This is a genomic window from Aquibacillus rhizosphaerae, from assembly GCF_030282825.1.
Classification (GTDB): Bacteria; Bacillota; Bacilli; order Bacillales; family Amphibacillaceae; genus Aquibacillus_C; species Aquibacillus_C rhizosphaerae.
On sequence record NZ_JASTZU010000063.1, the window covers coordinates 252,235 to 272,156 of the forward strand.

19 protein-coding genes are annotated in these 19,922 nt (G+C 35.7%); 12 read left to right on the top strand and 7 right to left on the bottom strand.

What is annotated here, in order from left to right; translation table 11 throughout:
- Positions 1–77: 77 nt before the first annotated feature.
- From QQS35_RS21375 to QQS35_RS21385, 3 genes are read left to right on the top strand one after another with little or no spacing between them, the layout of a single operon-like run.
- Positions 78–1,010, top strand: coding sequence for an ABC transporter ATP-binding protein (locus QQS35_RS21375; RefSeq protein WP_285934285.1), 933 nt, complete (start codon positions 78–80; stop codon positions 1,008–1,010).
- A 14-nt stretch (positions 1,011–1,024) separates the two neighbouring features.
- Complete coding sequence (locus tag QQS35_RS21380) at positions 1,025–2,308, top strand: ABC transporter permease (protein ID WP_285934286.1); 1,284 nt, start codon at positions 1,025–1,027, stop codon at positions 2,306–2,308.
- A complete protein-coding gene (locus QQS35_RS21385) occupies positions 2,309–3,409 on the top strand; it encodes an ABC transporter permease (protein WP_285934287.1) in 1,101 nt (366 codons plus the stop codon). It abuts the gene before it with no gap.
- 107 nt (positions 3,410–3,516) lie between these two features.
- On the opposite strand, the gene QQS35_RS21390 is transcribed toward QQS35_RS21385, so the two are convergent.
- Positions 3,517–3,981, bottom strand: coding sequence for a flavodoxin (locus tag QQS35_RS21390; protein WP_285934288.1), 465 nt, complete (start codon positions 3,979–3,981; stop codon positions 3,517–3,519).
- 640 nt (positions 3,982–4,621) lie between these two features.
- A complete protein-coding gene (locus tag QQS35_RS21395) occupies positions 4,622–5,125 on the bottom strand; it encodes a peroxiredoxin family protein (RefSeq protein ID WP_285934289.1) in 504 nt (167 codons plus the stop codon).
- A gap of 225 nt (positions 5,126–5,350) precedes the next feature.
- Between QQS35_RS21395 and QQS35_RS21400 the strand changes: the two genes are divergently transcribed.
- Positions 5,351–6,100: a hypothetical protein gene (locus QQS35_RS21400; RefSeq protein WP_285934290.1), complete on the top strand. Its 750-nt coding sequence runs from the start codon at positions 5,351–5,353 to the stop codon at positions 6,098–6,100.
- 154 nt (positions 6,101–6,254) lie between these two features.
- On the opposite strand, the gene QQS35_RS21405 is transcribed toward QQS35_RS21400, so the two are convergent.
- Positions 6,255–7,262, bottom strand: coding sequence for a FecCD family ABC transporter permease (locus QQS35_RS21405; RefSeq protein ID WP_285934291.1), 1,008 nt, complete (start codon positions 7,260–7,262; stop codon positions 6,255–6,257).
- Complete coding sequence (locus tag QQS35_RS21410; RefSeq protein WP_285934292.1) at positions 7,259–8,311, bottom strand: FecCD family ABC transporter permease; 1,053 nt, start codon at positions 8,309–8,311, stop codon at positions 7,259–7,261. Before QQS35_RS21410 ends, QQS35_RS21405 begins: the two co-directional genes overlap by 4 nt.
- Before the next feature lie 177 nt (positions 8,312–8,488).
- Between QQS35_RS21410 and QQS35_RS21415 the strand changes: the two genes are divergently transcribed.
- Entirely contained in the window at positions 8,489–9,496 is a 1,008-nt protein-coding gene (locus QQS35_RS21415) for an iron-hydroxamate ABC transporter substrate-binding protein (protein ID WP_285934293.1), read from the top strand.
- A gap of 190 nt (positions 9,497–9,686) precedes the next feature.
- Positions 9,687–10,319 carry an SDR family oxidoreductase gene (locus QQS35_RS21420; RefSeq protein WP_285934294.1) on the top strand — a complete coding sequence of 211 codons (633 nt, stop codon included), beginning with the start codon at positions 9,687–9,689 and terminating at the stop codon, positions 10,317–10,319.
- A gap of 46 nt (positions 10,320–10,365) precedes the next feature.
- On the opposite strand, the gene QQS35_RS21425 is transcribed toward QQS35_RS21420, so the two are convergent.
- Positions 10,366–11,907: a multicopper oxidase family protein gene (locus QQS35_RS21425; RefSeq protein ID WP_285934295.1), complete on the bottom strand. Its 1,542-nt coding sequence runs from the start codon at positions 11,905–11,907 to the stop codon at positions 10,366–10,368.
- A gap of 173 nt (positions 11,908–12,080) precedes the next feature.
- Between QQS35_RS21425 and QQS35_RS21430 the strand changes: the two genes are divergently transcribed.
- The 6 genes from QQS35_RS21430 to QQS35_RS21455 all read left to right on the top strand — a co-directional run bounded on the left by QQS35_RS21430 (position 12,081) and on the right by QQS35_RS21455 (position 17,735).
- Positions 12,081–12,353 carry an atypical membrane-integrating protein (Mistic protein) gene (locus QQS35_RS21430; RefSeq protein WP_285934296.1) on the top strand — a complete coding sequence of 91 codons (273 nt, stop codon included), beginning with the start codon at positions 12,081–12,083 and terminating at the stop codon, positions 12,351–12,353.
- Positions 12,354–12,426: 73 nt separating this feature from the next.
- Positions 12,427–13,641, top strand: coding sequence for a DHH family phosphoesterase (locus QQS35_RS21435; RefSeq protein WP_285934297.1), 1,215 nt, complete (start codon positions 12,427–12,429; stop codon positions 13,639–13,641).
- 279 nt (positions 13,642–13,920) lie between these two features.
- Positions 13,921–14,340, top strand: coding sequence for a NusG domain II-containing protein (locus tag QQS35_RS21440; RefSeq protein WP_285934298.1), 420 nt, complete (start codon positions 13,921–13,923; stop codon positions 14,338–14,340).
- Between the two features lie 184 nt (positions 14,341–14,524).
- The gene (locus QQS35_RS21445; protein ID WP_285934299.1) at positions 14,525–15,661 is read left to right on the top strand and encodes a metal ABC transporter solute-binding protein, Zn/Mn family; all 1,137 of its coding nucleotides are present in this window, start codon (positions 14,525–14,527) and stop codon (positions 15,659–15,661) included.
- A 63-nt stretch (positions 15,662–15,724) separates the two neighbouring features.
- Complete coding sequence (locus QQS35_RS21450; RefSeq protein WP_285934300.1) at positions 15,725–16,726, top strand: permease; 1,002 nt, start codon at positions 15,725–15,727, stop codon at positions 16,724–16,726.
- A 13-nt stretch (positions 16,727–16,739) separates the two neighbouring features.
- On the top strand, positions 16,740–17,735 hold the full coding sequence (locus QQS35_RS21455; RefSeq protein WP_285934301.1) for a TIGR03943 family putative permease subunit: 996 nt from the start codon (positions 16,740–16,742) through the stop codon (positions 17,733–17,735).
- Between the two features lie 112 nt (positions 17,736–17,847).
- Here the strand turns inward: QQS35_RS21455 and QQS35_RS21460 are convergent, their stop codons facing one another.
- Complete coding sequence (locus QQS35_RS21460) at positions 17,848–18,261, bottom strand: potassium channel family protein (protein ID WP_285934302.1); 414 nt, start codon at positions 18,259–18,261, stop codon at positions 17,848–17,850.
- A 565-nt stretch (positions 18,262–18,826) separates the two neighbouring features.
- Complete coding sequence (locus QQS35_RS21465; RefSeq protein WP_285934303.1) at positions 18,827–19,915, bottom strand: inorganic phosphate transporter; 1,089 nt, start codon at positions 19,913–19,915, stop codon at positions 18,827–18,829.
- Positions 19,916–19,922: the final 7 nt, after the last annotated feature.

A 19,922-nucleotide genomic window follows, 5' to 3' on the forward strand; every position in this document is an offset into this window, starting at 1 on the left:
GACTGGGGACAGTATTCGTGCTGTCTTCTTTTTCTTATACTTTAATAAAGTTGAACGGAAAGAAGGAGGAACAAATTGTGCTGGAAACAACTAATTTGAAAAAAACTTTTAAAAAAGATATAGCAGTTAATGATGTTAATTTGTATTTAGATAAAGGCGAATCAGTCGGATTATTAGGGCCAAACGGAGCTGGGAAGTCCACAACTATTTCTATGATATCTTCCCTAATAAAACCAACTGCTGGAGATGTAACTTGGCAAGGGAAAAGCATCGTCAAGGACCCGAGTGTGATACGTCTACAACTTGGGGTTGTACCACAAGAAATTGCTTTGTATAAGGAATTAACTGCAAATGAAAATTTGAAATTTTTTGGGAGAATATACGGCCTGAAGGGGAACTTGTTAAATGAAAGAATTGCACATGTGTTAGATATCGTTGGATTAACAGAGCGCAAAGATGAATTGGTGAAAAATTATTCTGGTGGGATGCAGCGCCGGATAAATATAGCTGTTGCCTTATTACATGAACCTGAAATTATTATTATGGATGAACCAACAGTTGGTATTGATCCACAATCTCGTAATTACATTTTGGAAATGGTTCAAAAGCTTAACCGTGAGAATGGGATGACTGTGTTATACACGAGCCACTATATGGAAGAAGTAGAGAGACTTTGTGATCGAATTTATATTATGGATCATGGCAAGGTGATTGCATCAGGGACTAAACAGGAGCTCACAGGTATATTGTCGAATGAGGAAACGATTGTGTTGGAATTAGACCGTCAGTATCCTCAACTTTTATTACAATTAGCAAATATAGAAAATGTACTCCGTATAATAGAAACAGAAAAAGGTGTAAAATTAATAGCGCCCAAAAAAAGCAGATTACTAGGTAAAGTATTTCAAATGGCAGAACAACATCATGCACAGATTGTCAGTGTAAATGTTCAAGTACCGACACTAGAGGATGTTTTCCTGCATCTGACTGGTCGAAAGTTAAGGGATTAGGAGGTGACTTAGAAGTGCTATCATTTTTGAAAAAGGATGTACTTGTTTTAGTGCGTGACCGAACAGAGTTGCTTATCTTATTACTTATGCCAATTATATTAACAGTCATATTAGGGTTTGCTTTAAAAGGAATGTTTGGTGGAGAACAATCTGGACTAGATATTGAGGTTGCTATCGTTAATCAGGATAATACTGAAATAGGATTGGAAGACTTTTCGCGGAAAGTAAGTAATCTTTCGCTACCAGAAGATGCAAAAAATCAACTGATAGAAACAGCAGAAATAGCTGCCCCTTTTAAAGTATTAGAAGAATTCTTTGAAAGTAAAGAGATAAGTGAGGCAATCAAGGTCCATGATATGAAAGCTGCAGAAGCAACAGAAGCTTTAGAAGCAGAGGAAGTTGATGCAGTTTTGACAGTGCCATCAGGGTTTACTTACCAAGCATTAATGAAAATGCTACTTGATCAAGGCGAGGGGAGCGAACTGTTGGTAGAGGAAGGATCTCACGCCTTGCTATCTGCTAGTATTTTCCATGATATTGTGACTAGTTATGTTGATACGATGAATATTGAAACCGCTATTGCTGAAGCAACAGAAAACCTTAACCTATCAACAGAACGTGCATCCAAAGTCAATCAAACCGAATTAGGAGGAAAGCTGACTGCTACGGACGAAGAAGCCATTTCCTCGATGGAATATTACGCGATTGGAATGGCTGTAATGTTTGCATTGTATGTTGCGTCTACAATTGCAGGTAAAGCCTATGTAGAAACATATCAGCACGTATTTGATCGTATTTTACTATCTGGTAAACACCCAATACTGTATTTGTCAGGTAAGGCCATTTCTACATCAACCTTAGTTTTTCTGCAAGTGGTCATATTATTTGCTATGGCTCGTTTTATTTTACAAGCTTTTTCGGAGAAGCCACTATCATTTTGGATTGGTATGCTAGTTATTACATTATTATTTGCTATTTGTATTGGTGGGTTTGGTGCATTGTTAACAGCGATTACACTACGTTTTAAAAGTAATGCATTGCCTGCAATTTTTTCAGGGGGGATTGTCTCGATATTTGCTTTGTTGGGTGGTAGCTTTGTACCAACTGCAAATTTACCAGAGGTCTTCGGCATTTTGGGGAATTGGACACCAAACGGAATCATGTTAAGTGCTTTGCAACAATGGTCGCAAGGGCTTAGCGTTGCGTTTATTACACCACTCGTCGTAAGGCTACTAATTATTGCTGTTATTACATTTGGTATGAGTCTGCTAGTTTTTTCTAAAAGGAGGGCGACATAGATGAAGTCCATATTATTACTTCAATTACAAAGGCTGCGACGTGAACCAGGATTAGTCATTTGGATGTTTGTGATGACGATTGGCTTTGTATTATTATTAGGTGGTTTTGGTATGGGAAAAACAACTGTGCCCGTTTATTTTGGTGAAACACTTAGCGGCTCTGAACAAGAAAACTTGATAAATCGATTAAATGAATCGGACACATATGCTTTTGAAATAACCGATGAGGATACTGCAATAAAAAAAGTTGCACTAGGAGAAATTCCGCATGCGATAAAAGCAATGAAGTCTGATTATCAAATAGTCATTGCTGCAGATAACCCAGATCAATTATTACTTGATCAATACGTCAAACAAATTTATGCCCATGAATTACGTCTTCAAGCAGTTGAAGCTAGCGCAGATAGTTCAAATGTTCGAGCAGAAATAGAGAGGAATCTGGATGAATCTCCAATAACATTAACAAATATAACAGCTGAAGAAGCAAATAGAACAAGTGGATATGATCAAAAAAATCATTACTTGTTTGGGATGACATTGTTCTTCTCTATTTACACGATTATTTTCAGTTTAGGAAAAGTAGCCGAGGAAAAACGAACAGGTACATGGAATCGAGTAATCTTGTCCCCTGTTCGAAAATGGCAAGTCTACATCGGTCACCTATGCTATGCTTTTATGATTGGGTTTGTACAAATATTAGCCGTTTTCTTATGCTTTAAATATGTCTTTGATTTTTATATAGGCGATGACTTTGGAGCAATCATATTGACTACAGCTTGTTATACATTTGCCATTGTTGCTCTGGGGATGCTAATGCTAGGACTTGTGAAAAGTATGGAACAACTGAATGCATTGGTTCCGATTGTGTCAGTAAGTATGGCGATGATTGGTGGGGCTTATTGGCCAATCGAGGCAGTTACAAATTCTGTTATTTTAGCAATTTCTAAACTTTTGCCAATTACGTATGCAATGGATGCTTTAAAAGAAGTTGTCATGTATAACCAAGGAATTGTTGCTATAGCTGAATCCCTATCGATCTTATTAGTAATCGGTGTATTGTGTATGGGGGTTGGCATTAATTTAATGGAAAGAAAAGCTTGAAAAATTGTAAAGGATAGTGAATTAGGGGGTGTTATTCCCTTGGTTCTTCTATCCTTTTTAAGTTGCTTTATAGATTAAGAGGGGAAGAAAATATCATCATTTTCTAATTAACTTTTGGATTTAATCGATATCTCCTCAATAAATGCTTCAGCAAACGATTGACATCGTTGAACATCCTCTTGTTCTGGAGTTAATTCGACTTTTAAATGGTATAGAACAACTGCAGCTCCACGTTCTTTGAAACGATTAGAAAATGTTTCGATAGCCCCACCATAATTGGGGTACATGGAATCACAGGAACCGAATAATGCAACGACCTTTCCTGATAAATCTATTTCCTCAAGGTCATCATAAAATTCTTCGGCTTCATAGGGAATATCGCCATCTCCCCATGTATATGTACCAAAGAGTATTGCCTCATAGTCAATTAAGTCTGTTGCAGAAAAATCATCCAAATCTATTTGAAATTTATCTACTTTTATTCCATGAGAATTTATGCTTTTTTCGATTATCCCAGCCATTTCTTCCGTGTTTCCGGACATGCTAGTGTAAAGTAAAATTACTTTTGGCATATAATCACTCCCTTACTATTAGTTTAATTGAAAATGATTATCATTGTCAATTAAGTTTATGTAAAAGATTATGCTAAGAAGAATGTAGTTTATGACAGAAAAAATATAGAGTTTGCACTAACTACCTAGCATTTTTTCTAAGATGAGTACTCGCTCCAACGCTACGAAAAAACACTCGCTTTCCGTGGGGAACGCTTCGGTCTCCTCGCGAGCAAATACCGCTCCCTGCGGGACCTTCAGACTGTTCCTTTCCCACTGGAGTCTCGCATTTTTTCTCCGCTAAGTATAGCTCTTTTATTGAAGAGAGAAAATCCGTTCAAGCAAGTTAGTATGAGCAGAATGATTTTTTTCTACCATCTCATAACTAAAACAACAGCTATTCATCTTGTGATTGTTGATTTGGAGCGTAGGGCAGTCGACTCCTGCGGGAACAGCACGAGCTGAAGATCCACTCAGAAGCGGTCTTCTTCTGAGTTAGCTGAAGCCGTGTCCGCGGAAAGCGACTGCCCGGAGCGGAAATCAACATAGCAGTTAGTGCAAACTTTACATCAAGTAAGTTGTAAAGCAATAATATTCTTGGTAATAGCAAAAAAATATACTTAGGATTTACCTAAGTATATTAATAGTTAAGAAATATAATTTATTTTAAATTCTTACTGATATACTTGACTATTTTCCGTAATCCATTTATACCTGGCCTGCCAAATGGGCTGGTTTGCCTTTGTTGATAGAGTAAGTTACCGTTATTATCGACTAAGAAATATGCTGGTTCGCCGTGTATACCATGATCTTCATATGGAGCATCTTCACGATGATAATGAACTTGATAGGCTTTTATTGCTTCGAATTTTTCATCTGCAAGAACAGGAAAACTGATATTGTTATCTGTAACGAATTCCTTTAATGAATCCAAGTAGTCAGTAGAAATTGCAGTTAAATGAATGTTTTTCTTTTCAAAGTAACCAATACCATCTTCTAATTCAATTAGTTCTTCCGTACAAGCTGGACACCAAGATCCACGGAAAAAGATAAGTAAATGCCAACCACCGATCTGTTTACGATAAGTGTCAAAATGATATTGTTCACCTGATGTAGCTGGGAGCGTAAAATCAGGGGCTGGTTGATTTAGTTTAAATTCATTCATGAAAATTCCTCCTTTTATTCCGTAGTTCCCTACTTTTTTGGAAATATAACATCGCTTTAATCCATTTCATAATACCAATTTTGTCGTCACCTATCTGAATAAGGTAATTATGAAATTGACTCACTTGAGTGAAAAATAAAAAATGATGCGTAGGCATTGTCCCTTTTGCGTTATTCAATGCATAGGATAATACAGGTGAAAGTCACGAAAAGGGGTGAGGAAAATATGGCTGTATTTATTAATATCGGAAAGCATCCGGATATCTTTAAGAACAAAAAGAACATTAAGGAACCTAATCAGCAGTCATTTAGGGTGAATTATCTAACAGAGTTGATAAATGAACAGAGAAATATAAATCAATCGTTTATTACCTCATTCTCAGAATTAAAGGATGTACATGAACGCCACTACCATATGCAAGCTAGTAATTGGGAAAGGATTGATAAACAGTTTAGTGAGTTAACTGAAAGGCAATCGAAACAGGAACAATTCGAATATCAGGTTAAACAGTGGCTTAGTAATCTAGATAAAAGTGAGAACAACCTACATGCTATGTTGGAAAATGAACAAATTTTAAATAAAACGATATTGGAACAGATTAAGGAGTTAAGTCAATCAAATCAAGAGATAGTAAGAGGTTTAACAGAATATGATGTCTATAACAATCAGTTGAATGAAAAGGTTGATTTATTATTCAATCAACAAGATACACTTAATGACCAGTTTACTAACCAGGTAGAAAATCAGAATGAAATGATTGGACGCATGGAAAATCAAGAAGCGCTGTTAGAAAAAGCTGTTAGGGAGATTAATAATATTCGTTCCATTGTGTATGAGAGAGTTAGTTATTTAATAGAAAAAATAGAAAATAGTTCACTTTACAATAAGTTTTTAACCAATACCCAAAAACATTCTATTGAATATACACATGAAGAAAATGAAAAGAAAAAGGAAAGAGAAAAAGCTAACCGTTAAGCTATCTAATGTTAGTTAATAGTTTATAGTTTATATAGAAAAAAAGCGCTGGAGCTGGACGTGGCACATGCAATAGTAAGTTATTCACACTAAATCTATAATTTACTGCACAAAAAAGCATGACTTTACTAGTCATGCTTTTTTGTGTTATTCACTAAGTTTTACTTAGTAAGTATATAAAATATGAACCACCAATGACAGAAACGACAAGGCCTACTGGTATTTCAGAAGGGGACAAGATATTTCTACCTATAGTATCTGCAGCTAGGAGTAGAAATGCACCCATTAGTGCAGTAATAGGAAGGAAAGATTCATGCCTTACTCCAACTATTTTTCTAGCAAGGTGTGGGATGACAAGACCTAAAAATGCAATCCCTCCACCAACGGATACACTTGCACCAGCCAGTGCAACAGCAATAAAAAGTAGAATTCTTCTCTCGCGTTCTACATGTGTACCTAAACCTTTCGCGATATCATCACCTAAATTTAGTGTATTTAATGCACTAGCTTTATACATAGCAAATGGAATAAGAATGAACATCCAAGGCAGTATCGCTAGTACATAAGTCCAATCTGTTCCTGAGATATTTCCAGACAGCCAAACCGTCGCACGCATAAAATCATTTGGATCCATTTTCAATTGAAAGATAATAATTAAAGCTGCAAAAGCAGAATTAATACCAATTCCGACTAGAATTAATCTAATCGGTGAGACACCATTTTTCCAGGAAATCGTATAGATTAATATGGCAGCAATTGTTGAACCAACTAGGGAAGCTAGTGGTAATAGAAAAACAGATAATGCACCAATGTCGGGAACATTTCCTTGAAAATAGAAAATATATAGAACTACAGCAAAACCTGCACCTGAATTTATCCCTAATATTCCTGGGTCAGCTAAATCATTATGTGTTACACTTTGCAATATGGCACCAGACACTGCCATAGCTGCCCCAATCAGTAAGGCAATTACCATCCGAGGTAAGCGAAAGTGAAATAGAATCATACTATTTTGCTCATTGCCTGATCCTGTTAATGTTTTGAATACATCGACTGGAGCAATCCGGACAACTCCCAAATTAAGATTTAGTAAAAGAGTTACTATAATTGCAGCCACTAAACCAATCGCAACCAACCAGGCTTTGTTTATCTTTTTGTTCATCGTATGCCACTCCCTTCACGTCTAGCTAAATAGAGAAAGAAGGGCACTCCGACTAGAGCCGTTATAGTTCCTACCGGTGTTTCAAAAGGAGGATTAACCATTCGTGAAACAGTGTCTGCAATTACAAGTAGAAGGCCACCTAAAATGGCAGAACACGGAATAATCCAACGATAATTAACACCGACGAGAAACCGTGTAATATGTGGAATGACTAAACCAATAAACCCAATGGTACCAGAAACGGATACTGCAGCTCCTGTTAGTAGTAACACAACGAGTGTCCCTGTTAGTTTGGTGATAATTGTCTGTTGTCCTAATCCTTTGGCGACATCATCACCTAGGTTTAGTACGGTGATTGAGTTGGCGAGTAAAAGCGCTATAGTCAAACCAATAATGGCCACTGGTGCCAATAGTTGAACATGCATCCATTGAATACTCGAAACCCCACCTGCATACCAAAAGCTAATATCTTTAGCGACATTAAAATGTATCGCTATCCCCGAAGAGATGGAACTTAATAAGGCTGTAACAGCAGTACCAGCAAGTGCCAACTTAACTGGGGTTAACCCGCTTTTAGATAAGGAACCAATACCAAAAACAATCGAAGTACCTAGTGCTGCACCTGAAAATGCCCAAAGCATAATTGTAAAATTCGAAGAGCCTGGCATAACTGCATAAGAGATAGCAATCATAAATGTAGCCCCTGCAGTAACACCCATGATGGAAGGTGAGGCAAGTGGATTTCTTGTCATCCCTTGCATGATTGCTCCTGACATCGCAAGTGAAGCTCCAATTAACGCCGCAGCAAGTGCTCTCGGTATTCGTAGTCCACGTATTATTTGATGTGAAGTGGAAGACGGGTCAAATTGCGTAAGACTTTGCCATATCGTAATAAAATCAATATCAGAAGCACCGTACATAATGGATAGTCCAATAGATAAAACTAGAATAGCTAAACCACCAAACAAAATAATAGTAGCCACTATTGGCCTTGAAACAATGCTAGGTTGTTCTGGATTAGTTGTATCTGTAGACGTGTTGCTAGGCATAATGAGTACCCCTTTATAAATAACGGATTGAGAATAGTTTTCATTATAATATAAATAGTAAAAGCGAGCAATTATAGCTGTAGTTACTGCTGATAAGCATAATATTCCACTTGTAAATGAGAATGATTATTGCTATCATCTTATTGTGAGATAAAAGATTTAGGGGGAAAAGGATTCATGATAAAGAAAAATAAAATATTTATATTTGTTAGTTTATTGGCTTTTTTGTTTTTGCTAGCCGCATGTGGAAATGACAGTGGAGAAAATACATCCGAAAACGAAGAACAAGAAACAACAGAAAATGATGAACAACAAACTGAAACAAACGGTTCAGAGGAAGAAACAGAACGTACTTTGACTGATGCGTTAGGGAATGAAGTTACCATCCCAGCAAATCCAAAGCGTGTTGTTGCATCTTACTTAGAAGACTATTTAGTAGCACTAGGTATTACACCGGTGGCACAGTGGTCTGTATCTGACGGTGCAAGTATTCAAGATTACTTACAAGATTCACTAGAGGGAGTCCCAACAATTCCTCATGATTTACCACTAGAGGCAGTTACTAGTTTTAATCCAGACCTAATTATTATGGATTCAGCATCTATGGTAGAAGGTAACAAATATAATCAATACAATATGATCGCTCCAACTTATGTGGTTGGAACTGAGCAAAATAATGATTGGCGAGAAGAATTAATGACTATTGGTGAAATTTTTGGTAAAAAAGATCAAGCAGAACAGGTTTTAGAAGATTATGAAGCAAAGGCAGCAGATGCCAAAGAACACATTCAGTCTGCAATTGGAGATGAGTCCGCTGCAGCTATCTGGTTAGTCGGTGGAACTTTCTTTGTAGTAAGTGAAACGTTATCTAGTGGAGACGTATTATACGGTGATCTAGGGATTACATTACCAAATGTAGTTAAAGAAATATCCGAAAATACTACTTCCAACTGGTCAGAAATCTCACTTGAGAAGTTAGCTGAACTTGATGCTGATCATATTTTTCTAATTAATAGTGATCAAGGAAACGGATCAGAAATGTTACAAGATCCGATTTGGCAAAATATTCCTGCAGTTCAAAATAATCAAATTTATGAATATGAAGCAAACACAAGCTGGTTATACACAGGACCAATTGCTAATACAAAAATGATTGATTATGTTTTAGAAAGTTTAACTGAATAGTTATGACTATCGCGGTATTTTTAGAGGAGAAATAAGTCTAAAGATACCGCCTTTTGTATTCTGCTGAAGTTTCTTATGAGCTATTGTGTTTAATGTCATTCAAAATGGGAAGATACATTTAAAGAGTGTATTTTTAATTATCATAATAAAAACTTATTATGGAAAAATTATCTTAAAAGGAGTTTTATAAATGAAAGTACTTGTAGCTGGAGCAAACGGTCATACAGGCCGATTAATAGTGAAAAATCTTATAGAACGTGGGCATGATGCGTATGCAATGATAAGAAAGGCCGAACAAGCACCTGACCTAGAAAAAATAGGTGCAACAACGGTGTTAGCTGACTTAGAAAAGGATGTAACATCAGCTGTAAAAGGAATGGATGCAGCGGTTTTTGCAGCTGGTTCAGGTTCTAAAACGGGACCAGAAAAAACGAAAGATGTAGATCGTGATGGTGCAATCAATCTAATGGATTCTGCAAAAGTAAATAACGTAAACAGGTTCGTCATTCTTAGTTCGTTTTATGCTGATAAGCCAGATATTGCTTCTGGTGGTATGGGCCATTATTTACAAATGAAAGGTGAAGCCGATCAACATTTGCAAGATAGTGGACTCAACTTTACAGTAGTCAGACCTGGTGGATTAACCCATGATAAAGCAACAGGCAAGGTTACTGTTGCTGAGGATATAGAATCAGGATCGATAAGTCGTGCAGATGTTGCTGATGTTATCGTTACATCATTAGATGAAAAAAATACATTTGGTAAATCATTTGACTTAGTAAATGGTGAAGTAGCGATTGAACAAGCACTTAAAACTATATAAATTCCAAAAAAGCAGCTACTATCGATAAAGTAGCTGCTTTAAATCTTTATTTTCTTTTGTCATTATCATCTATAACGGTAAAAGGTCGCATCATATCATGATCCTCATGCTCTAAAATGTGACAATGCCATACATAATTACCGGTGTAGGGAGCGAATTTTGCAATAACCCTTGTAATCTGTGCAGAAGGTGCTGCTACCGTATCCTTCCAGCCTCGTTCATTTGATTTAGGTGCAGTTGGCGAATTGGTGTAAACAATTTTCCCGTCTGAATTATAGCGATCCAAGTCAAAGGTTTGACGATCTAGTATTTGAAATTGAATTAAATGGATATGCATTGGGTGTGTAAAGCCGGTAGTATTTAAAAACGACCATATTTCAGTTGTTCCTAAACGCGGTTTTTCCTCAACTCTTTCGTTCCATTTTTTATCGTTTAGTAATAGCAAAGGCCGGCCAAATTCATCTGTTGATCCTCCCAATTTTAAAATTCTCATCGCGGAAATTCTGTTGTTCTTCAGGGATGGAATGTTAGATAAATGTTTAGGAATAGCATTATTCTTTCGATTGGAAAGTGGCTTTATTACTTTGAATTGCATAACTTCATCTGTTCGATCATTTGATTCGGCATTAGGACCAAGTTCATTTTTTAGGATAATATTTTTCCCCTCTTGTTTAGAGAAATCAATAATCACATCGATACGTTCCGATGGCTCCATTTGAATTGTGTTCATCTTTACAGTTTTACTTAACAATCCTCCATCTGAACCAATTTGATAAAAAGATTGCCCTGAATCAATAGACAATTGATAACCACGCGTATTTGATGCGTTTAATATTCGAAAGCGATACTTTCGTGGTTCAACTTCTAAATAAGGCCATACCTTGCCATTGACAAGTAGGGTGTCACCTAAAAAGGCTGGAACAACGGATGGGTTCGGTAGATTGTCAGAAGCATCATCTGGTTGCTTTGGATACGAAAGGGAACCATCTTGATTAAATGATCTATCCTGAATAATTAAGGGTATTTCGTATTGGTCAGTAGGTAAATTTAATGACTTTTCATGTTGATCACGAATGATATAAGCACCAGAAAGTCCAGCATAGTTGTTTAGTCTCGTCACTCCCATGGTATGGTCATGGTACCATAGCATCGTTGCACGTTGCTGGTTATGATACTCGTATACTTTTCTTTTGAAAAAAGGACCTACCTCATTGTATCCGTTCGTAAACCAAGCTTCCGGATAACCATCAGATTCAGGTGGTGTTTCACCACCATGCAAGTGGGTAACGGTACGTACTTCAGGTAACTTAGCATCAACTATAGACTTATCAACAGGAAGTAAGTGACTTTTAGGAAGGTTGTTTATCCATTTCACTCTAACAGCCTCACCTTGTTTGACATCAAATAACGGCCCGGGGAACTGCCGATTATACCCCCATAAAAGCGTTGGTCGTAAGTCTCTATGCAATTTTTGTCTGAACTGCTCCATACTAACTTCGTAATAAGCACCATGTTCATTTTCTTTTTGCGGTGTAAAAGGTTCCATGATAGGGAGCCTATCGACGAATTTTTCGAGTTTCGGACTCATTTCCTCATCTCCAGTAATGTGACATTTACTATAGTAAATGACAGATGTACCAATATTGGGAGGGCGAAACAACCATTTTTGTTTATTTATCTTTTTTTCTAGTTTGACTAGCCTATAGAAAGAGTAGTATTAATAATGCTGCGTTCAGGATATCCTAAGACGGGGTGATTAATATGAAGGCAACAGAATTAGAAAGCAAAAGGTTTGATAAAGCATTAGATGAAATAATTGAACTGTTTAACAATATTGAAAGCGATACACCAATAATTGAGTTTAGTCAGGATGTAATTGACAATATAGAACGAGCAAAGAAAAAATATGGAGAAGAAATGGTTGATGAAAAAATTAATAAGGTTGTCTATGAGATGCTTTCTTGGCTAGACCTTGAAGATATTGAATTAGAAGAGGAACAATCAGAAGAAGTAGAGGAAGACACAGATGAGTAATTTTGTTAACTCATTTATTATAACAATTATAAAATCTTCTTACCAAACACATACTAGTTGCTGAGGTGAACATATGTATAAACTATTGTCCCATAATGACTTAGATGGGGTAGGATGTGGGATTTTGGCTAAACTCGCCTTTGGTAATAAGGTGAATGTTCGTTATAATTCAATATCTAGCCTTGATTGTGAAGTTAATTACTTTTTAGAAAATAATAATAAGGATATTTTTTTATTTATAACGGATCTTTCAGTCAATGAAGAAAATGAGAAAAGGCTTGAATCATTTTATCAAGCAGGTGGTAAAGTGAAACTACTAGACCATCATAAAACTGCACTAACATTTAATGAATATGATTGGGGCCAAGTTGAAGTAGAGGATAATGAAGGTAAGTTAACTTCTGCTACTTCCTTGTTTTACAACTATCTTATTGCACAGAAACTTTTAGATCCATCAGAGACAATAGCGGAGTTTGTTGAACTGGTTAGGCAATACGATACATGGGAATGGGAGAAAAATGATAATATTAAAGCAAAGCAGCTAAATACACTGTTTTTTTTAATATCAATCGATGATTTTGAACAGAAAATGATTCCTCGTCTTACTACAACGGATTCATTCGATTTTGATGAATTCGAATTAAAATTACTAGAGATGGAAGAGGAAAAAACGGAACGTTATATTCGCCGAAAGAGGCGTCAACTTATTCAATCTGAAGTGAATGGGTATTTTGCTGGTATCGTCCATGCTGAGTCGTATCACTCAGAATTAGGAAATGAACTTGGTAAAGAATATCCTCATCTTGATTACATTGTCATATTAAACATGGGTGGAAAGCGAATGGGATTTCGAACCATTCATGATGATGTGGATGTGTCTGAAGTTGCAGGTCTTTTTGGCGGCGGTGGACATGAAAAAGCTTCGGGTGCTGTATTGACAGATGATGCGTATAAGCTGTATGTTGATGCACCGTTTAAGTTCGAAGCATTACGAGAGGATGCAAAACGAAATCGTTTCAACCTTAAAAATTCAACATTTGGTTCACTATATAAAGGGAAAAATGATATTTTTCTTCTTTACCCAGTTGATGATGGAAAATGGGAAATTGAAAAAAACAAAACAATAATGAATAAATCCTTTTCCAGTTTTAATGAAGCTGAGAAATTCTTGAAAAGGAACTATCAGGCTTGGTTAGATAGAGATGAAGCTTTTGTACAATACTTAATTGATGAACTTAATAAAAATAAAAATGCGGATAGTACAGAAAAGAATGTAAAAGACATTTAACTCTTTAGAGTAGGTGTCTTTTTTTAGTATAAAAATTTTGAAATCTAGTTCCAGCGCCTACCCCGTCAGAGGTCTTAAGTCAAACATCTTTGTGGTAAAGAGCTCCACATAGATGTTCGTTTTCATTGCCCTAGTGTGAGCAAGGCGGCCTTAGCTTTCTTATCGACTTCTAAGATATAGACTAAATCCTAATCGTGATATATTATATAGAAATTAGTGTAGGCTAGAATAGCTTTAGTTAAACAAAAATAGCTTTTAAGTATAGAGAGGAATCTTTTTATGCGCAACTATTTAAGAATGGCTAAACCTTATGACATCATAATTATCATAATTCTTGTACTATTATCGTTTACACCGTTGATTATCTTTTCATATATACAAGCACAACAAAGTGGAAATAATGTTGTTGCTGTTATCACGCAAAATGGAACGGTTATTCGAGAAATTACATTAACAGGACATGAGGGAAATGAAGAATTTATTATTGAGGGAAAAGGAAATCAATATAATTTAATGGAAGTTGATGAGGGGAGAATAAGAATTAAAGAAGACAACAGTCCAGATCAGATTGGTGTGAAAATGGGCTGGAAAGATACCCCCGGAGAAACAATCGTATGCCTTCCACATAAGCTTTTTGTTGAAATAAAATCAGAAAATAGTGATAGTTTTACCGATGAAGACATAATCATATCCCAGTAAAAGTTATTAAAACGTACTAATTCATGTAGAAGTGAACCAATGAATTAATTCAGCTGGTTTGCTTTTGTTTTTTTTATAAGACAATTTAAGGATATCAAAACAAAACGAAATAATTCCTATTTACAAAACGGAATCATTACGCTATAATCGTTTTTGGGATGTTTTAAAAGAGAGGGAGAGTTAAATGAAATTTTCTTCAAGATTGCTAGTTTTACTTTTTGTGTTAAGTGTTTTCATTATAAGTGGTTGTGGAGCAGATGAACAAGCTCAATCAACTGATGCTAACGAAAACAATGAAAAATTAGATATTTATACAACTTTATATCCATTAGAATATTTTGCGAATGAAATTGGAGGTTCTCATGTTAATATCGTATCCATACTTCCATCAGGTGCTGATGCACATACATATGAGCCTACCTCCAAGACGATGGTGGATATTGCAGGTGCTGATGCATTTATTTTTAATGGCGCTGAATTAGAACCATATGCGGATACGATAAATGAAGCGTTAAAAGATGAGGACTTATTATCAGTTGAAGCTTCTAGTGGCATTGCATTGTCAAATAATATGGAAGAACAGAGCAGTGAAGATGTTCATAATCACGCACATGAAGAAGAGTCGACTGAAACGGAACATGCACATGAAGAAGGAGAGTCGACTGAAACGGAACATGCACATGAAGAAGGAGAGTCGACTGAAACGGAACATGCACATGAAGAAGGAGAGTCGACTGAAACAGAACATGCACATGAAGAAGAAGCTAGTGGAGAAACTGATGGTCACCACCACGGGGATGTAGATCCTCACATATGGTTAGATCCAATTCGTGCAATATCAATTGCAGAAAATATTAAGAATACATTGATTGAATTGAAACCAGAAGCAGAACAAGAGTTTGTTACTAACTTCGAAAATCTGAAGTCTAGGTTGGAAAAATTAGATGAAGAGTTTCATAGTAAATTAGAATCCCAGGTTAATAATGAAATACTTGTAACACATGCAGCCTACGGTTATTGGGAGCAAGTTTATGGCTTGGAGCAAATTGCTATAGCAGGTATTTCTTCTTCTGATGAGCCTTCTCAAAAACAGTTAGAAAATGTTATAGATATTGTTAAAGAACATGGGATCAATTACCTTTTATTCGAACAAAATGTGAAACCAAAAGTTGCCTCAGTGATTCAAAATGAAACAAATGTAAAATCGCTTAATATTCATAACCTCGCTGTTCTCACTGATGAAAATATAGAAAATGGCGACGATTATTTTACATTAATGTATGAAAATCTAGACGTGCTAGTAACTGCATTAAAAGAATAGATTAATAGTAGGGGACATGTCTATAAGATATGGTCCCCAATTACATAGCTCTGGAGGAATAAAATGAATCGTAGGTTACGGCCGGTTATTGTAGATTTTACTGGAATTGTATTGTTTGGAATTGTTATTTATATTATTTCTTTTGGTAACTCGCTTCAAAAGATGTTTCAGTTACCCTCGTCTATTTATAATATGAGTACAATATTCTTAAGTATTCTAATAGAAGCTCTACCCTTTGTTTTAATCGGTGTAATCATTGCTGGATTGATTCAAATTTTTGTTACCGAAGACCACATAAAACGTTGGATACCTAAAAATAAGTTTTTAGCAGTCACAATGAGTTGTGTTGTAGGAGCGTGTTTTCCAGCATGCGAATGTGGAATAGTTCCAATTGTTCGCAGATTGATAGGTAAAGGTGTTCCAATATATGCTGGAGTTGGTTTTTTACTCACTGGCCCACTTATTAATCCCATTGTAATTATGTCAACGTTTATGGCCTTTGGAAATGATTTAAGAATAGCTGCTTCCCGTATGATTATAGGGTTTGTAATTGCTTTAGTAATTGCTTTAATTGTAAGTTTACTATTTAAATCGAATCAATTAAAACACCCGATACCACCCAAAACTCACACGCATCAAACCTCTATCCAACAACCTTTAACCGAAAGAATAGGAAGTACACTAATACATGCCGTTGATGAATTTTTTGATATGGGGAAATACTTAATTATCGGATGTTTATTTGCTGCTTTTATACAAACGTACGTTTCGGCAGAAGCTTTAGTAGGATTAGGGGATGGACTTGCTGCATCAACTGTGGTTATGATGGGACTAGCTTATCTTTTATCTCTTTGTTCAGAGGCTGATGCCTTCATTGCTGCATCTTTTAAAAACTTATTTCCAACTACAGCAATTTTAGGTTTTCTTATCTATGGACCAATGATGGATTTGAAAAATACATTTATGCTACTTAGTGTTTTTAATTCAAAGTTTGTATTTATATTAATAAGCATAGTAACTGGAACTGTTTTTTCTATATTAATGCTAATACATGGTTTCTATTAGGGGGTGTGAGTGCATGCGTTTTTATTTTCAACAAGCATTTAGAGCGGCTATATTATTAACATTTGTTATCTTTATAGTTAAATTGCACTATACTGGTGATATTCTTAAGCTTATCAATCCAAAATATGATCTGTTAAGTAAAATAGGAGCAATAATTTTTCTTGTCTTATTTATTGCCCAAATCCAACGGGTTTGGTCTCCAAAAAATGAAAGCCATGGCCACAACCATGATCACAACCATGACCACAATCATGATCACGGGTATTCACCAATTAATGTGAAAAAGTTGCTATCTTACTCTATCATAATATTACCGTTATTTGTTGGATTTGCAATTCCCTTAACTTCTTTGGATGCTTCTATTGCAGCTAAAAAAGGAACAATGCTCACATTAACTAATAATGCGTTAAATGGAGTGGGTAGAGAGGAAAGTTTAACAGATAATAACCTGGAAATAACAGAACAACCAGACATAGAAAGTGATGACAATGCAGAACCATTGTTAGAAGAGCAAAATGAAAATACAGATGATAGTTCAGCTGACCCCTATGATAATCCAGAAGATCCAAACCTCTATTCGAATACAATTAGTCAGGAAGAATTTAAGCGTGTGGTGGAAGAATTAAAGAGCAGTTCTTCAATAGTCATGACTGATGAACTTTATTCAACATACTATGAAGCGATTAACATGGATATGGGGGAATTTGAAGGGAAAGAGATTACATTAAATGGCTTCGTTTATAAGGAAGAGGACTTTACAGAAGACCAGTTTGTTTTAGGTAGGTTTATTATTACACATTGTGTAGCTGACGCTGGAATTATAGGCTTTTTGACTGAGGTAGATGACGCTTCATCGATAACAGAAGATACATGGATGGAAGCAAAGGGCACCATCCATATTGAAGATTATAAAGGCGCTAAACTACCTGTCATAAAAATATCGGAATGGAAAGAAATAGGAGAGCCCAAACAAACTTATCTTTACCCATTAAGTATTAAGATACTTTAAAAGTAATGTTTCTTGCTTTTTTAAATAGAATTCCTTAAACATAAGCCATAATACACCTGCTTTCTAGGTGCTCATTGTGGCTTTTATGTTTGTAAGTTTACTACTTTAGTAATTAATCCTTACGATTGTCACTTTTTCCATTGTTAAATGCCTTCATAAAGTAAGCAGCAGGTAATAAAATACCAATACTAGCTTCCAATACAGCAAATAACTTCACACTTCCTACTGGAACATAATCTCCATAGCCAATAGATAATAATGTGACTCCACTAAAATAAAGTAAATTACCAAATGATTGATCAGCCGGATCTCCAGTAGGTGAACCAACTTTAAGAATAGTGCCATTTAAAGATAAAAGAAAATAAAGAACTGCAAAACCAAGTGCAATTCCTATCATATTAAAAAAAAGTTGATAAAAGAGTGGGGCATTAAAGGTGCTTTTTTTATAAGATTTATTTGTGAAAAAAATGTATAGATTTGCAATGATAAATAAAATCGTTAGTGCAATTAAAATGTTAGAAATCATACTATTGTTTCATACTCCTTTTCTTTATCCTCTCTCTTTCTTTACCCTAAATAATACAAGTTAATCGAGTAATTATTGAGTAAGACGTTTAGTCTATGAAAATTCTTCATTTGTTTATGTATAAATAAATCCATTGTTCAAAGGTTCTTTCGCAAGTTTTGTTGCCATGTGTTCTTCGTAGTAATATAAAGATTTGGATTAACTGTTACGTTGATTTCCGCTCCGGGCAGCCGCACAACCTATAGAAACGCTTCTTACGATATTTTTATACTGTGATTACTCGTCCCATCGACCGAAGTATTAGGGGAGTGACAAAGTAAGAAATGAATTAGGACAAGCGAATTACCAGTGTATTTTCTGAATTGAGTTAACAAACCAATCATCTATTCCATTACGACAGACTTTATATTTTTCGTCGATAACATTATTTTCTGAAAATCGCCTTTTGTAAATAAAAAAGCCCTATTATTGGGCTTCATCGAATATAAGGTAACTAGTATCTCATACTATCCTTTTATCTTTCTTCTGCTATACGTATTTTTGTAACTTATCTATTGACCAGTCTTTAAAGCTTCTGGCTACTTCCTCCTACTCTTTCTTTATAAACTGGATGAGTAATTTCACGTGGGTTCCACAAACCAATCAGATAAACAATCACTACAAAAGCAAATAATAAAACTATTCCTGAAAAATCAAAATCAATGAATAGTTTTATTAGATTATAGGAAATAACAAGTGAAAACAATGGGGAGATTACCCATGTTTTAATTAGTTTTGCAATAATTGCTTTTTTCCATATTTCCCTCCCCAATTCGGATGCTCCAACATCTAAAATACTACAAGTCGTTACTTGTGTATGGGGAACAGGGATACCAAACAAGGAAGCAATAATGACTAAGGACGCTCCAATCCCTGATACAGTGCCTCCTTGTAATAGACTTAAATTCGTAATTTTTTTCCCATTGGTTTCAATTACTTTTCCACCAAGAAAAATAGCTCCTAGAGCTACAAAGAAACCACCGGTAAAAGTTCCTTGGTCAAGGCTAATAATACCAGCTGCAACGAGCGGTCCAACAGCGTTGGCAACATTATTCATGCCGGCTGAAAAAGCTTCTAAGAATCCGGTAATAATTACTAATAGCACAAGAATCTTCGGCCACTTTCCTTCATTTAGAAAAGGGAACTTTTTATTTATTTTTTGGATTCCTTTGTTGGAAACAAAGGCTAATATAAATGCTATTAAGGGTACGAGTAGCCAATACATAACAATGATTACTAGGGTGTTAACAAAAAGAACTTTGAAAGCAATACCAACACCTACAATTGCACCCACAATAACTTCACTGGTAGATAGTGGAATTCCACTTAGGTTCGCAAGGAATAGAGATACCGACGCAGAACCAAGAATGATGAGGGCGATATTAATGGAGATAATATTTTTAGGGACAATCTCTGAACCTAGCGTTTTAACAACTTCTTCTCCTCCTAAAATGGCACCGAGAAAAATACCTATTCCGCAAATGAGTAATGCCACTTTTTTTCTTTTTACTGCACCTGATCCATATGCAATCCCCATGGATGCAGCTGCACCGCTTGCTCCAATGTTGAGAGCGAAAAAGAAGGCAATTAAACAGGCTAGTAATGTTGTTATCATTGTAAAC

Excerpts from the sequence above, each read along its gene's own strand:
- QQS35_RS21390 (WP_285934288.1), bottom strand. The coding sequence starts at position 3,981 with ATGCCAAAAGTAATTTTACTTTACACTAGCATGTCCGGAAACACGGAA.
- QQS35_RS21440 (WP_285934298.1), top strand. The coding sequence starts at position 13,921 with ATGCGCAACTATTTAAGAATGGCTAAACCTTATGACATCATAATTATC.
- QQS35_RS21445 (WP_285934299.1), top strand. The coding sequence starts at position 14,525 with ATGAAATTTTCTTCAAGATTGCTAGTTTTACTTTTTGTGTTAAGTGTT.
- QQS35_RS21420 (WP_285934294.1), top strand. The coding sequence starts at position 9,687 with ATGAAAGTACTTGTAGCTGGAGCAAACGGTCATACAGGCCGATTAATA.
- QQS35_RS21435 (WP_285934297.1), top strand. The coding sequence starts at position 12,427 with ATGTATAAACTATTGTCCCATAATGACTTAGATGGGGTAGGATGTGGG.
- QQS35_RS21385 (WP_285934287.1), top strand. The coding sequence starts at position 2,309 with ATGAAGTCCATATTATTACTTCAATTACAAAGGCTGCGACGTGAACCA.
- QQS35_RS21430 (WP_285934296.1), top strand. The coding sequence starts at position 12,081 with ATGAAGGCAACAGAATTAGAAAGCAAAAGGTTTGATAAAGCATTAGAT.
- QQS35_RS21425 (WP_285934295.1), bottom strand. The coding sequence starts at position 11,907 with ATGAGTCCGAAACTCGAAAAATTCGTCGATAGGCTCCCTATCATGGAA.
- QQS35_RS21460 (WP_285934302.1), bottom strand. The coding sequence starts at position 18,261 with ATGATTTCTAACATTTTAATTGCACTAACGATTTTATTTATCATTGCA.
- QQS35_RS21405 (WP_285934291.1), bottom strand. The coding sequence starts at position 7,262 with ATGAACAAAAAGATAAACAAAGCCTGGTTGGTTGCGATTGGTTTAGTG.
- QQS35_RS21400 (WP_285934290.1), top strand. The coding sequence starts at position 5,351 with ATGGCTGTATTTATTAATATCGGAAAGCATCCGGATATCTTTAAGAAC.
- QQS35_RS21395 (WP_285934289.1), bottom strand. The coding sequence starts at position 5,125 with ATGAATGAATTTAAACTAAATCAACCAGCCCCTGATTTTACGCTCCCA.
- QQS35_RS21465 (WP_285934303.1), bottom strand. The coding sequence starts at position 19,915 with ATGATAACAACATTACTAGCCTGTTTAATTGCCTTCTTTTTCGCTCTC.
- QQS35_RS21415 (WP_285934293.1), top strand. The coding sequence starts at position 8,489 with ATGATAAAGAAAAATAAAATATTTATATTTGTTAGTTTATTGGCTTTT.
- QQS35_RS21450 (WP_285934300.1), top strand. The coding sequence starts at position 15,725 with ATGAATCGTAGGTTACGGCCGGTTATTGTAGATTTTACTGGAATTGTA.
- QQS35_RS21455 (WP_285934301.1), top strand. The coding sequence starts at position 16,740 with ATGCGTTTTTATTTTCAACAAGCATTTAGAGCGGCTATATTATTAACA.
- QQS35_RS21410 (WP_285934292.1), bottom strand. The coding sequence starts at position 8,311 with ATGCCTAGCAACACGTCTACAGATACAACTAATCCAGAACAACCTAGC.